This is a genomic window from Prevotella sp. BV3P1 (assembly GCF_000479005.1).
In the GTDB taxonomy this organism is placed as follows: Bacteria; Bacteroidota; Bacteroidia; order Bacteroidales; family Bacteroidaceae; genus Prevotella.
Map to the genome: position 1 here is coordinate 51,506 of NZ_AWXC01000004.1, position 12,927 is coordinate 64,432.

A 12,927-nucleotide genomic window follows, 5' to 3' on the forward strand; every position below is an offset into this window, starting at 1 on the left:
TGATGAAAAAACAAAATATAATGATTATGGGACTTGCAGCATTGGCATTGACCAGCTGCAAGAGCCTCTATGGAACGTACCAACGCCCCAATGTGAACACCAAGGGAATCGTTCGTGATTCGCTTTCGATGACAGATACGTTGGTTGTGACGGACACTACGAGCTTTGGTAACATGCCATGGCGCAGTGTGTTTACCGATCCACAATTGCAAACGCACATAGAAAGGGCATTGACCAACAATGTAGATCTTCTGAATGCTGCGCTGAACGTGAAGATGGCTGAGGCACAATTGAAGGCAGCCAGGTTGTCTTTTCTTCCTTCTTTCACCTTTGCTCCCCAGGGAACTATCGCTTCTTGGGATGGTGGAAAGGCCATTTCAACTTATCAATTGCCCGTTGCTGCCAGCTGGAATGTTGACCTATTTGGCAATTTGCTCAGTCAGAAACGTGCCGCACAGGTAGCATTATTGGCCACAAAGGACTATCAGACGTTGGTCAAAACCAATATTATCAGCGGGATAGCGAATATGTATTATACCCTTTTGATGCTCGACAAGCAGCTCGAAATCGTCAACAACATGCAAGAATTGACCAAGGAAACGTGGGACAAGATGAAGGTATTGAAGGATCTTGGACGTGGTATTCGGTCGACAGGTGTGCAGAGTGCCGAAGCAAACTACTATGCTGTGGAGGCCAAAAAGACCGATTTGGTGCGCCAGATACGTGAAACGGAGAACGCTTTGTCGCTCTTGATGGGACAACCGGCACAGAGTATTTCGCGCGGAAGGCTTGAGAATCAGGCTCTGCCCACGAACTTATCTACCGGCATCGGTATCCAGTTGCTGGCCAATCGTCCCGACGTTCATGCAGCTGAGATGCAATTAGCCGAATGTTTCTATGGCATAGAAACCGCTCGAAGCCGATTTTATCCAAGTCTAACGATTGCTCCTACCGGCATGTTTACCAACAGTGCGGGAGCTGCAGTCATCAATCCAGGCAAATGGATGCTGTCGGCTGTCGGCAGTTTGGTGCAGCCTATTTTCCAAAAAGGAAAGATTATTGCAGGTCTACGCGTTGCTGAAGCGCAATATGAAAAGGCCTACAACACATGGCAGAACAGCATTTTCAAGGCAGGAAATGAAGTGAGTAACGCACTTGTGCTTTACCATTCGTCGGATGAAAAGAGCAAGATTGAGGCTAAACAAATACAAACTCTGCAACAAAATGTGGAGGATACCAAGCTTCTTTTAAGTCAGTCGAGCAGTACATACCTTGAGGTAATCACTGCTCAGCAAACCCTTCTCAATGCGCAGATGGCTAAGATTACGGACGATTTTCACAAGATGCAGGCTGTTGTAAACCTCTATCAGGCCCTCGGAGGCGGCGTGAAAGAATAGGGTAGGATGGTTGATAAGTCGACAAAGTAGGGCCCATTAGGTAAATTAGACTGGTCACATAAAGCCCGACCCGCATGATGTACCAACTTATCAACTAACAAACTATAAACTAAAAAACTAAAAATTATGGCATACGATATCAGTGAGAAAGCGGAAATATCACCCAAAGCGAAGATTGGAAACAATTGTGAAATCTTCCCTTTCGTATATATTGAAGAAGATGTAGTGATAGGAGACAACTGTGTGATTTATCCCTTTGTCAGCATTTTGAAGGGAACTCGCATGGGAAGCAACAACACCGTGCATCAATGTTCGGTGATGGGAGCCCTTCCACAGGACTTTGAATTCAAGGGAGAAAACACCGAATTGATTATTGGAAACAACAACATCATTCGTGAAAATGTAGTCATCAATCGGGCAACCCATGCGGGAGGACAGACCGTCATCGGCCATGACAACTTCTTAATGGAAGGAACTCACATCTCACATGATACCAAAGTAGGTAATCAATGTGTGTTTGGATATGGAACAAAGATTGCCGGTGACTGTGAAATTGGCAATGGAGTGATTTTCAGTTCGAGTGTCATCGAGAATGCGAACACACGCGTTGGCGACTATGCCATGATACAAGCTGGTACCACGTTCTATAAAGACGTGCCGCCGTACATCATTGCTGGCGGTGTACCGGTAAGCTATGGAGGTCCCAACAAGACCATGTTGGAAACGTATGGCATCACAGAAAAGGTTCAGAGTCACATAGCCAATGCTTACCGCCTGATATTCCATGGCCAAACAAGTGTGTTTGATGCGGTGCTGCAAGTAAAGGAACAGGTTCCCGGCGGTCCTGAAATTGAAAACATCATACGTTTCATTCAGGCGACAAAAGCAGGAATCATCGGTAAACTTTAGTTCGCATCGAACACATTTATATAAAGAACAGGATAGGTTGGCGCAATAGCTTTCCTATCCTTTTTTAATGCTGTCAACAAAATACCTGTGTATGCTTACGTCCTCATCCAGCTCGGGATGGAAGGCCGTGACCAGCTGATGGCCTTGCCGGGCGGCCACAATGTGTCCGTTGACCGTAGCCAACGCCTCGGCCTCGCCATATACTTGATTGATATAAGGGGCGCGGATAAAGGTCATGGGGATGTCGTTTTCAATGCCTTTGAATGATGATACGGTGCGAAAACTGCCCAACTGTCTGCCATAAGCGTTGCGGCAAACGTCAATGTCCATTGTGGAAATGCGTGAAGCCGCTTGTCCATTCTCTTGTTTTGCCAGCAAGATAAGTCCTGCGCAAGTGCCAAATACCGGCAATCCCTCACGGATTTCACGCTGTATGGATGTCAGCAAATCGAGGTCGTGCAGCAACTTCACCATTGTGGTGCTCTCTCCACCGGGAATAATCAGACCGTCTTTCGGCTGCTGCCAGTCGTCTTTGTTCCTAACCTCAAACGTTTCTACGTCCAAAGAACGGAGCATTCGTTCGTGTTCGACGAATGCTCCTTGTAATGCCAATATCGCTATTTTCATCTGTTTACTTTCCTCTTTCTGCCATCAGCACTTCAATCTCGTGTTCGTTGATGCCCACCATGGCTTCACCAAGGTCTTCTGACAGCTCGGCCAACCGCTTCGCATCGTTGTAGCTGGTCACAGCTTGAACGATGGCAGCTGCGCGCTTGGCTGGATTGCCCGATTTGAATATGCCCGAACCCACGAACACTCCTTCAGCTCCAAGTTGCATCATCAGGGCTGCATCGGCAGGAGTTGCTACACCACCGGCGGCAAAGTTCACCACAGGCAGCTTGCCGTTTTCGTGTACATACTGTACCAATTCGTAGGGAACCTGCAATTGTTTGGCGGCCTCGTACAGCTCATCTTCAGCCATAGAGGTAAGTCTTCTGATTTCAGCCTGCATCATGCGCATGTGCGTCACAGCCTGAACCACGTCGCCAGTACCTGGTTCTCCCTTGGTTCTGATCATGGTTGCGCCTTCAGCAATGCGTCTGAGCGCCTCACCAAGGTTCTTTGCACCGCAGACAAAAGGTACTTCAAACTTGGTCTTATCAATGTGATAGACATTGTCTGCGGGCGAGAGTACCTCGCTCTCATCGATGTAATCAATCTCAATGGCCTGCAAAATCTGAGCTTCAACAAAGTGTCCGATGCGGCATTTGGCCATCACCGGAATGCTTACGGCCTGCTGAATGCCCTTGATCATGTGCGGGTCGCTCATGCGCGAAACGCCTCCTGCCGCGCGAATGTCGGCCGGTATGCGCTCGAGAGCCATCACCGCACAGGCTCCGGCTTGTTCTGCGATACGTGCTTGCTCGGGTGTTGTAACGTCCATGATGACACCTCCCTTGAGCATTTGTGCTAAATTACGATTCAGTGTTTGTCTTTCAGTTGTTTTCATTTTATTTGTTTTTGTCGGTAAATACTTGGTGTTGAGTTTCCCATCTTCTTGAAAAACTTCGTGAAATGCGACTGTGAGTTGAACCCTAACGCGTACGCTATCTCTTGAACGGTCTTGCTGGTGGTGTCCAATAAGAACTTGCTTTCGTGAAAAACGTGTTCATCGATGAGGGTCTTCGGCGTTTTCTGTACGATGCGTTTGGTCACCTGTCCCAGGTAACGGGGACTCACGTTCAGCATGTCGGCATAAAACCGCACGTCGTTGTTGGTGGCATAATGTGTCGATACGGCTTTCATGAACGCGTTGAGCAGCTCGCTTCCTCGTCCTTTCAGTTCACCCATCTGGCTCATCTGCTGATGAATGTAAGCGTTGCCTCTACTGATGGCCTCTCTGAAATCATCTGTTTCGCCCAGAAAATAGGCGATGGCCGAGGTCAGGTTGCTGCCCAATCCGTGTGCGTTGGTTTGCCAAAGGGTGGGCGAGGGCTCCACGTGCATGTCGTCATCTTGCTGCCATGCGATGAAATCGTGGTCGTCGCCGCTGTGCAACAACACGGCCCGGCACCCCATGTCCAATAGCTTTCTCATGCCCTTGACGATGTCGTCGTGGGTCTTGAGCGGGCTGTTCAGCAAGTAGACTGCGTCGTTTTGCTTCAAGATAACCAGCGAGCACAGCGGCAGCAGCTTGGTCTTGACGCTGTCAATCATCTCTGGTGGCATCAGCAGGTCGCCCTGGCTCGACGTTACCACCGGGTCGTAAATGAGTTTCAGTGGTTGGCGTTTCGCCAAAATGCTCACCATGTTATCCAGCGTCTTCACGTTGCGAACCATGCCAACCTTCACCACCGAGGGCTTGATGTCATCAATAAGCGCTTCCACCTGCTCTGCTACGACGTCGGCCGGGATATCGTAAAAGCGCTGAATACCAAGCGTGTTCTGCATGGTGATTGACGTGATGACCGACACGGCATATCCGCCCAAGGACGTGATGACCTTGATGTCGGCCTGGATTCCGGCTCCCCCAGAACCGTCAGAACCGGTGATTGTCAATATCGTGTTGCGCTGTTTCATGCTACGTCGGCCCCTGATGGTGTGGCACCATGCACGCCGATTGTCAGATACAAAGGAAAACAAAAAAAGCGAGTTGTACAAATATAGTTCTCATTATGACAATGAAAAGGTTGTTTTGTGCAAGTCGTGACCCTGCGTGTAAGGTGAAATTTTCTTGACAAAGCCTTCTTCATAACTCGCGTATTCGCAGCCTCACGCCCCTTTGTTTGCAAATACGGCAAGGATTTCGCATGTTTGTAATATGTTTGTGTTCAGTGGGTTGTCGAATTTTGTCAAGGCTTCTTACTTTCTATAGCTATGCTTTTACCTTCCAATAGCATAGCTTTTGCCCCGCAACCCCATTGCTTTAAGTAGTCAATGGCATGGCTATTTTCGATTAAAAATGCATAAGAGTGGAGAAAAAGCATACAAATTGGCTGTAAAAGACCATGAACTGCCCACCAAATCTCTCGTCACTGCGTCTAAATCTCCCTATTTTTTTCCAGAATGAGTGTTCGTGAAGTGTTAAAAAACGGTTGGTTTTCTTGACAAAATCAGGTTTTAGAAAATTATAAATCAGCAGGGTTAAATCGTCTTGTGGATAACCAAATTTGCTTATCCGTGCTGTTCTTGGCAAAATGGATCAATGGAAAACATGGGCTGGTAGAGCGGCAATACAGGTCAATGGTAGTCAATAGAAGGGGTGGATCAGAACTTTCAGCAAAGAATGATTGATAGCTTAAATGGCAGTTCCGGAAACATGATGAAGACTGTATGGGTATAGCTTGCGTTTGCCCCTGCGCTCCTTCTTTACAGGAATGGACGTTAATTGTCGTTAAACCGTTGCTATATCGCTGTTTTTTTTGTTCCTTTGCAACAAATTTGGTGTATTATATCCGTATCGGAATGGGAAAAAAACGAAATAAAACCAGTAGTCATCGTGGGCTACAGGCCGTTACTCTTTGTATTAGCACAGCCTTGGTGCTTATTTTATTGGGATTGGTTGTGTTTTCAACGCTTACCGGCAGAAACCTTTCTTCGTATGTCAAGGAGAATTTGGTGGTGCAGCTGATTTTGGAAAATGACATGACAAATCCTGAAGCTCAGAAGATTTGTGTCGACATCAAGAAGCGACCTTATATCAAACGCCTGGATTATATCAGTAAAGAACAAGCCCTCAAAGAGATTACAGCGGCCATGGGAAGCGACCCTTCCGAGTTTACCGATGGTGAGAACCCTTGTCCTGCCTCCATTGAGGTGACACTCAGGTCGAATTATGCCAATAATGATTCGTTGAAATGGATTACCGACGAATTGAAGAAATATCCCAAAGTCAATCAGATTAATTATCAAAAAGAGTTGATAGACAGCGTCAACCGCAACCTGGCTAAGACGGGTTTGGTGATGTTGGTGTTAGCCATTTTGCTCACTATCGTATCATTCTCCCTGATCAACAATACCGTTCGGCTGGACATCTACGCACGGCGCTTCTCCATACACACCATGAAACTCGTGGGTGCCTCGTGGAGTTTCATCCGCCGGCCGTTTGTCAACCGTGCTATATGGATAGGTTTGATAGCCGGATTGATAGCCAACATCGTGCTGGCTGCGTGTGTCTATGGCTTGTATGTCTCTGAGCCTGACATCTTGAGCGTTGTTACATGGCGTGACATGGCTGTTACAGCGGCAGTGGTGTTCTTGTTCGGCATCATCATTACGGCTATCTGCGCACATATTTCCGTGAACAAGTTTTTGCGGATGAAGGCTGGTGAATTATATAACATCTAAATAAGTAAACTCGCAATCATATCGTCATGCACAGGATACGCGATATCCTGACGCATGGCAAAATCAATCAATAAGATGGATAGAAGAAACTTCGCATTCGACAAGGTCAACTTCATGTTGTTGGCGGTCGGCATGGTGATTGTCATCATTGGCTTCCTCCTGATGAGCGGAGGAGGCTCTACTGAAACTTCATACAATCCGGACATCTTCAGTGTTCGCCGCATCAAGGTGGCTCCGGTGGTATGTTTCATCGGATTTGTGTCCATGATTTATGCCATTGTTCGTAGACCCAAGGATAAGCACGTTGAGGAATAAATGAGCATAGTAGAAACCATCATTCTGGCAATCGTAGAGGGGTTGACGGAATTTTTGCCCGTGTCTTCGACGGGACACATGATCATCACGCGCGACTTGTTGGGCATGAGGGCTGACGATTCGTTTATCAACGCCTTCATTGTCATCATTCAGTTTGGCGCCATCCTGTCGGTCGTGGCGCTCTACTGGAAGCAATTCTTCCGGCTCGACCGCTCACCAGCACCGGCAGGAAGTACCGCGGTCAGGGCTTTCTTGCACAAATGGGACTTTTATTGGAAGCTGTTAGTGGCCTTCATACCAGCAGCTGTCATCGGATTGCTGGTTAACCATCTGATTGAAAAGATGTTGGGAAGCGTCGTGGTGGTTGCGGTGATGCTGGTGATTGGTGGCGTTTTCATGTTGTTTTGCGACCGCCTGTTCAATCATGGAAGCAAGATGACGCCGCTGACAGAGAAGAGAGCCTTGCGGATAGGACTGTTCCAATGCATTGCCATGATACCGGGTGTCTCGCGATCGATGGCCACCATCGTGGGTGGAATGGCGCAAGGACTGACGCGTAAACGTGCGGCCGAGTTCTCGTTCTTTTTGGCTGTGCCCACCATGTTCGCCGCCACCTGTCTCGATGTGTTTAAGTTAATCAAGAATGGAGGTGTGGAAGCCTTGTCCGCGCATGTGCCCACTTTGCTGTTAGGCAGTGGCGTTGCCTTTGTCGTAGCATTGCTGGCCATGAAATGGTTTGTGGCTTTCCTTACCAAGTATGGCTTCAAAGCCTTCGGCGTATATCGTATTATTGTCGGCGGTGCCATCTTGATTTGGCTGATGATGGGCCATCAGTTGGCGATGGTTGATTGATAGAATAGTTGACAAGTTGACGAGTTGACAAGTTGATAGTTCATACATCATGAGTACATCACTCGTAAGAAACCAAACAACAACTCACAAACTCACAAACTTATAAACCCATCAACTCATTAACTTCCAAACTCATCAACTTAAAAACTCATTAACTCATAAACTCAAAAGCAATCACACCGTGAACTTTTATACAGGAGAAATATTTGCCATTGACAAGCCTTACGGCATGACCAGTTTTGGTGCTTTGGCCCATGTGCGGTATGTCATATCTCGCAAGTTGGGCATCAAAAGAATTAAAATAGGTCATGCCGGCACGTTGGATCCATTAGCCACGGGGGTATTGGTGTTGTGTACGGGGAAAGCAACCAAGCAAATTGAGCAGTTGCAGGCACACGATAAGGAATATACCTGCACGCTCCAGTTGGGGGCAACCACTGCGAGTTACGATAAAGAACACGAGGTTAATCAAACATTCCCAACCGAACACATCACACGCGAGCGTATCGATGAGGCACTGAAACAGTTTGTTGGCGATATTCAACAAACCCCACCAACCTTCAGTGCGTGCAAGGTAGACGGTGAACGATCATACAACTTGCGTCGCGCAGGCGAGGAAGTGGTGCTCAAACCAAAAAGCGTCAGAATTGACGAGATAGAGGTGATGGATTTTGACCCAACGACCATGCTGCTCAAGTTGCGTGTGGTATGTGGTAAAGGGACTTATATCAGAGCCCTGGCCCGTGACCTGGGACGCGCTTTGAACAGTGGGGCATACCTCACGGCACTGCGCCGGACCCGAGTGGGAGCTATCAAAGTAGAAAACAGTATTAACTTCGATCACTTCAAGGAGTGGTTGGATCAACAAGAAATAGACGAAAAACACCTATAAATGAAACTATCACAATTCAAATTCAATTTGCCGGAAGAGCTTGTTGCTCTGTATCCTCATAGTGTCTACCATGAGATAGTGAATGACAAAGGAGAAAAGAAAATCTCCCGAATGACGCGTCGTGACGAATCTCGATTGATGGTCTTGCATCGTAAGTCGCAGAACATTGACATGTTCCAGAAGAACAAAAAGGGCAAACCTGTAGAGGGACAGTACTTGGAGTTCCGTCATGCGCTCGACTATTTTGATGAAGGTGACACGTTCATCTTCAATGACACAAAGGTATTTCCTGCCCGCTTGTACGGAACAAAGGAAAAAACGGACGCCAAGATAGAGGTGTTCCTCTTGCGCGAGCTCAATCGAGAAATGCGCCTGTGGGACGTGTTGGTGGAGCCTGCGCGTAAGATACGCATCGGTAACAAGTTGTTCTTTGATGAAAGCGGGACCATGGTTGCTGAGGTCATCGACAACACCACGAGCCGTGGACGTACGCTTCGTTTCCTCTACGACTGTCCTCATGAGGAGTTCAAGCGCGAACTTTTTGCGCTCGGTGAGGCACCGTTGCCTCGTTACATCATCAATCGGCGTGAGGTTCCGCATGCCGATGCGCACGACATGGAGGATTTCCAGACCATCTTCGCCAAGAATGAAGGAGCTGTAACCGCTGCCGCTACTGGCCTGCATGTCAGTCGGGAACTGATGAAACGGATGGAGATCAAGGGCATTCATTTTGCTTATATCACCCTGCATTGTGGTCTCAGTGCGTTCAATAACATTGAGGTGGAAGATCTGACGAAGCATAAGATGGATTCTGAGCCAGTGAAGATTGATGCCCTGGCCTGCAAGATTGTCAATAAAGCAAAGCAAGAAGGGCATCGTGTCTGTGCCGTTGGGACAAGCGTTGTCAAGGCAACTGAAACGGCTGTCGGTACAGATGGCTTGCTGAAAGAGTATGATGGCTGGACCAGCAAGTTCATCTTCCCACCATACGACTTTGGTCTGGCTGATACGATGCTTGCCAATTTCTATCACAGTATGTCGCCTTTGCTCATGGAAACAGCTGCGTTTGGTGGATATGAGCTGGTGATGGAAGCCTACAACCTGGCCGTGAAGCATGGTTATAAGTTTGGGTGTTACGGCGATTCACTCTTGATTTTGGACGATTGATCGCTGCCATGGACACGCAAAATGACTAAGGAGCATATCGTTTACCTTGCACTTGGTGCCAATCTGGGTGACAGACGGCGAAACATTCGTCAGGCTATTGTAAGAATAGCAGAACAGATTGGCCCCGTAGAACGCCAGTCTTCGCTCTACGAAACACAGCCATGGGGATTCTCATCGCCCCACGCTTTCATCAACGCTTGCATCTGTTGCCGCACCAACATGAATCCGCTCCAGGTGTTAAGAGCCACCCAGATCATTGAAAAAGAGCTGGGACGAGTGGAGAAGACACATGCTCAAGTTTACCAAGACCGCTGCATTGACATAGACATCTTGTTGTTTGACCATCTCAACATCCAAACTCCCGAACTGACGATTCCACATCCATTGATGCATGAACGCGAGTTTGTGATGGTTCCCTTGCGTGAGATACTCACTGTAGGAGAATAAAAAAAGTAGGAGAAAACAAAAGTTGTTTCCTCCTACTTCATTCCTTAAGCTAAATAGCACGTTGGCGTTTTATCGACGCAAGCCAAGAGCCTTGATGATAGCACGATAACGCTCAATGTCATTATCATACAGATAATCGAGCAAAGAACGACGCTTACCTACCAATTTGGTCAATGAACGTGCCGTGTTATGATCTTTACGGTGCTTCTTAAGGTGCTCCGTCAAGTGGGAAATACGGTATGAGAACAATGCTATCTGGCTCTCAGCTGAACCAGTATCAGTGTTAGACTTTCCGTACTGTCCAAAGATCTCTTCTTTTTTTGCTTTGTCTAAATACATAGAACTTTGTTGTTAAAAAATAAAAATGTTGTGCAATAATGCGGTTGCAAAGGTAATGCTTTTAATGTACATTTCATCATCGCTCTTTCATATTTTGTCAGCTTTGAGCCGTTTTTTAACATTTAATAAGTTCTTTTTTCTCGTTTCCTGTCCATCAATGTCTATTAGGTAGAAAAAATATAGTTGATAGCTTATAATTACGAATAGTGCAGTGCAAATTATAAATTAAAAGCATTACCTTTGCAGTCGTAAAAGTTTAAGGTAAAAGAAATGCAAGACATCAGAAATATTGCCATCATCGCACACGTTGACCACGGAAAAACCACGTTGGTAGACAAGATGATGCTGGCAGGAAAATTGTTCCGTGACGGACAGGATAACAGTGGACAGGTATTGGATGCCAATGATTTGGAGCGCGAACGTGGCATCACCATTCTTTCTAAAAACGTTTCCATCAATTGGAAAGGAACTAAAATCAACATCATAGACACTCCCGGTCACTCCGATTTTGGTGGCGAGGTAGAGCGCGTGCTCAACATGGCGGATGGTTGTATCTTGCTCGTTGACGCTTTCGAAGGCCCCATGCCGCAGACACGTTTCGTGTTGCAGAAAGCCTTGCAGATAGGCTTGAAACCCATCGTCGTGGTGAACAAGGTGGACAAACCCAACTGCAGACCCGAGGAAGTGTATGAAATGGTGTTTGACTTGATGTTCTCCTTGAACGCAACCGAAGACCAGCTGGACTTCCCCGTCGTATATGGTTCGGCCAAGAATGGATGGATGGCGGAGGATTGGAAGAAACCAACGGACAACATCGAATATTTGCTTGACAAGATTGTTGAGGTGATACCTGCGCCCAAGCAGCTGGAGGGTACTCCGCAAATGCTGATTACCAGTCTCGACTACTCCAACTACACGGGACGTATTGCCGTTGGAAGGGTACATCGAGGCGTTCTTGCCAGTGGCATGAATGTAACCATTAGCCATCGCGACGGCAGTCAGGAAAAAACAAAGATTAAAGAACTTCATACCTTTGAGGGCATGGGGCACGCCAAGACCGACCAAGTGAGCAGCGGTGACATCTGTGCCGTTATCGGTCTGGATCACTTCGAAATAGGCGACACTATCTGTGACTTTGAGAATCCCGAGCCATTACCTCCAATCGCCATTGACGAGCCTACGATGAGCATGCTGTTCACCATTAACGACTCACCTTTCTTTGGTAAAGAGGGAAAGTATGTCACTTCGCGCCACATCAACGACCGATTGGAAAAGGAGTTGGAGAAAAATCTGGCTCTCCGTGTGCGTCCTTTCGAGGATGCAACCGATAAATGGATTGTCAGTGGACGTGGCGTTCTCCACCTCAGCGTGTTGGTTGAAACCATGCGTCGCGAGGGATATGAGTTGCAAGTAGGTCAGCCACAGGTGATTTTCAAAGAAATCAACGGCGAAAAATACGAGCCAATCGAGGAACTCACCATCAATGTTCCTGAAGAATTTTCCAGCAAAATGATTGACATGGTGACGCGTCGAAAGGGCGAAATGACCTCTATGGAGAACCAAGGTGACCGTACGAACATCGAGTTTGATATCCCTTCGCGCGGTATCATGGGACTTCGAACCAATGTGCTGACAGCCTCTCAAGGAGAAGCCATCATGGCGCATCGTTTCAAAGAGTATCAACCTTATAAGGGTGAGATAACAAGACGGGTAAACGGCAGCATGATTGCCATGGAAACGGGCACAGCATTCGCTTATTCCATCGATAAACTTCAAGACCGTGGTAAGTTCTTCATCGATCCGGGAGAGGAAGTATATGCCGGTCAGGTGGTAGGCGAACATGTTCACGACAACGACTTGGTGATTAATGTAACCAAGGCTAAGCAGCTTACCAACGTGCGTGCCAGTGGTTCGGATGATAAGGCGCGAGTGATTCCAAAGGTGGTGATGAGTCTGGAAGAATGCTTGGAGTATATCAAGGCCGACGAACTGTTGGAGGTTACTCCTAAGAGCATGCGCATGCGAAAGGTAACCCTCGACCATACCGAACGCAAGCGCTTGAATAAAGAGTGATTGTTCATTTAGCCTGACAAACAAAGAAATCCTTGCCCAATGTGGCAAGGATTTTTTGTTCACACTCGGCAGTCAGAATCGTTGTTAGGCTGTGCCGTTTCTTATCTGAATCGAGAGTTTTTCCCACACTTCCATTCGTGTGTTATCTAACCTATTTGGGGAGGTATTTCAAAGTCATTGGTTTTGGGT

General features: G+C 47.2%; 13 protein-coding genes. 9 read left to right on the forward strand and 4 right to left on the reverse strand.

The genetic code is table 11. The features are described 5' to 3' along the window. Positions 1-2: 2 nt before the first annotated feature. Together HMPREF1254_RS00465 and lpxA are read left to right on the forward strand one after the other, a co-directional pair. Positions 3-1,397: a TolC family protein gene (locus tag HMPREF1254_RS00465; RefSeq protein WP_036890736.1), complete on the forward strand. Its 1,395-nt coding sequence runs from the start codon at positions 3-5 to the stop codon at positions 1,395-1,397. A 126-nt stretch (positions 1,398-1,523) separates the two neighbouring features. Further along, entirely contained in the window at positions 1,524-2,306 is a 783-nt protein-coding gene (gene lpxA / locus HMPREF1254_RS00470; protein ID WP_023056623.1) for an acyl-ACP--UDP-N-acetylglucosamine O-acyltransferase, read from the forward strand. 54 nt (positions 2,307-2,360) lie between these two features. Here the strand turns inward: lpxA and pdxT are convergent, their stop codons facing one another. Genes pdxT through HMPREF1254_RS00485 form a run of 3 tightly spaced genes read right to left on the reverse strand, consistent with a single transcriptional unit; the run spans position 2,361 to position 4,949 of the window. Then, on the reverse strand, positions 2,361-2,933 hold the full coding sequence (gene pdxT / locus HMPREF1254_RS00475) for a pyridoxal 5'-phosphate synthase glutaminase subunit PdxT (RefSeq protein ID WP_023056656.1): 573 nt from the start codon (positions 2,931-2,933) through the stop codon (positions 2,361-2,363). A 4-nt stretch (positions 2,934-2,937) separates the two neighbouring features. Beyond that, a complete protein-coding gene (gene pdxS, locus HMPREF1254_RS00480) occupies positions 2,938-3,816 on the reverse strand; it encodes a pyridoxal 5'-phosphate synthase lyase subunit PdxS (protein ID WP_023056668.1) in 879 nt (292 codons plus the stop codon). Continuing rightward, complete coding sequence (locus HMPREF1254_RS00485) at positions 3,813-4,949, reverse strand: bifunctional hydroxymethylpyrimidine kinase/phosphomethylpyrimidine kinase (RefSeq protein WP_231385779.1); 1,137 nt, start codon at positions 4,947-4,949, stop codon at positions 3,813-3,815. Before HMPREF1254_RS00485 ends, pdxS begins: the two co-directional genes overlap by 4 nt. 822 nt (positions 4,950-5,771) lie before the next feature. Here HMPREF1254_RS00485 and HMPREF1254_RS00490 point away from each other — a divergent pair. The 6 genes from HMPREF1254_RS00490 to folK all read left to right on the forward strand — a co-directional run bounded on the left by HMPREF1254_RS00490 (position 5,772) and on the right by folK (position 10,326). Next, entirely contained in the window at positions 5,772-6,653 is an 882-nt protein-coding gene (locus HMPREF1254_RS00490; protein WP_036890738.1) for a cell division protein FtsX, read from the forward strand. Positions 6,654-6,728: 75 nt separating this feature from the next. Then, positions 6,729-6,968, forward strand: coding sequence for a DUF3098 domain-containing protein (locus HMPREF1254_RS00495; RefSeq protein WP_023056655.1), 240 nt, complete (start codon positions 6,729-6,731; stop codon positions 6,966-6,968). After that, the gene (locus tag HMPREF1254_RS00500) at positions 6,969-7,820 is read left to right on the forward strand and encodes an undecaprenyl-diphosphate phosphatase (protein ID WP_023056736.1); all 852 of its coding nucleotides are present in this window, start codon (positions 6,969-6,971) and stop codon (positions 7,818-7,820) included. Between the two features lie 181 nt (positions 7,821-8,001). Then, positions 8,002-8,712 (forward strand): tRNA pseudouridine(55) synthase TruB, encoded by a 711-nt coding sequence (gene truB / locus HMPREF1254_RS00505; RefSeq protein ID WP_023056711.1) that lies wholly within the window; start codon positions 8,002-8,004, stop codon positions 8,710-8,712. Next, a complete protein-coding gene (locus HMPREF1254_RS00510; RefSeq protein WP_023056643.1) occupies positions 8,713-9,879 on the forward strand; it encodes an S-adenosylmethionine:tRNA ribosyltransferase-isomerase in 1,167 nt (388 codons plus the stop codon). 21 nt (positions 9,880-9,900) lie between these two features. Then, a complete protein-coding gene (gene folK / locus HMPREF1254_RS00515) occupies positions 9,901-10,326 on the forward strand; it encodes a 2-amino-4-hydroxy-6-hydroxymethyldihydropteridine diphosphokinase (protein WP_023056632.1) in 426 nt (141 codons plus the stop codon). 69 nt (positions 10,327-10,395) lie between these two features. Here the strand turns inward: folK and rpsO are convergent, their stop codons facing one another. After that, positions 10,396-10,665, reverse strand: coding sequence for a 30S ribosomal protein S15 (gene rpsO, locus HMPREF1254_RS00520; protein ID WP_023056734.1), 270 nt, complete (start codon positions 10,663-10,665; stop codon positions 10,396-10,398). A gap of 270 nt (positions 10,666-10,935) precedes the next feature. On the opposite strand from rpsO, the gene typA reads away from it, so the two are divergent. Then, positions 10,936-12,738, forward strand: a complete 1,803-nt coding sequence (gene typA, locus HMPREF1254_RS00525) for a translational GTPase TypA (RefSeq protein ID WP_023056647.1) — start codon at positions 10,936-10,938, stop codon at positions 12,736-12,738. The last annotated feature ends 189 nt before the right edge of the window (positions 12,739-12,927 follow it).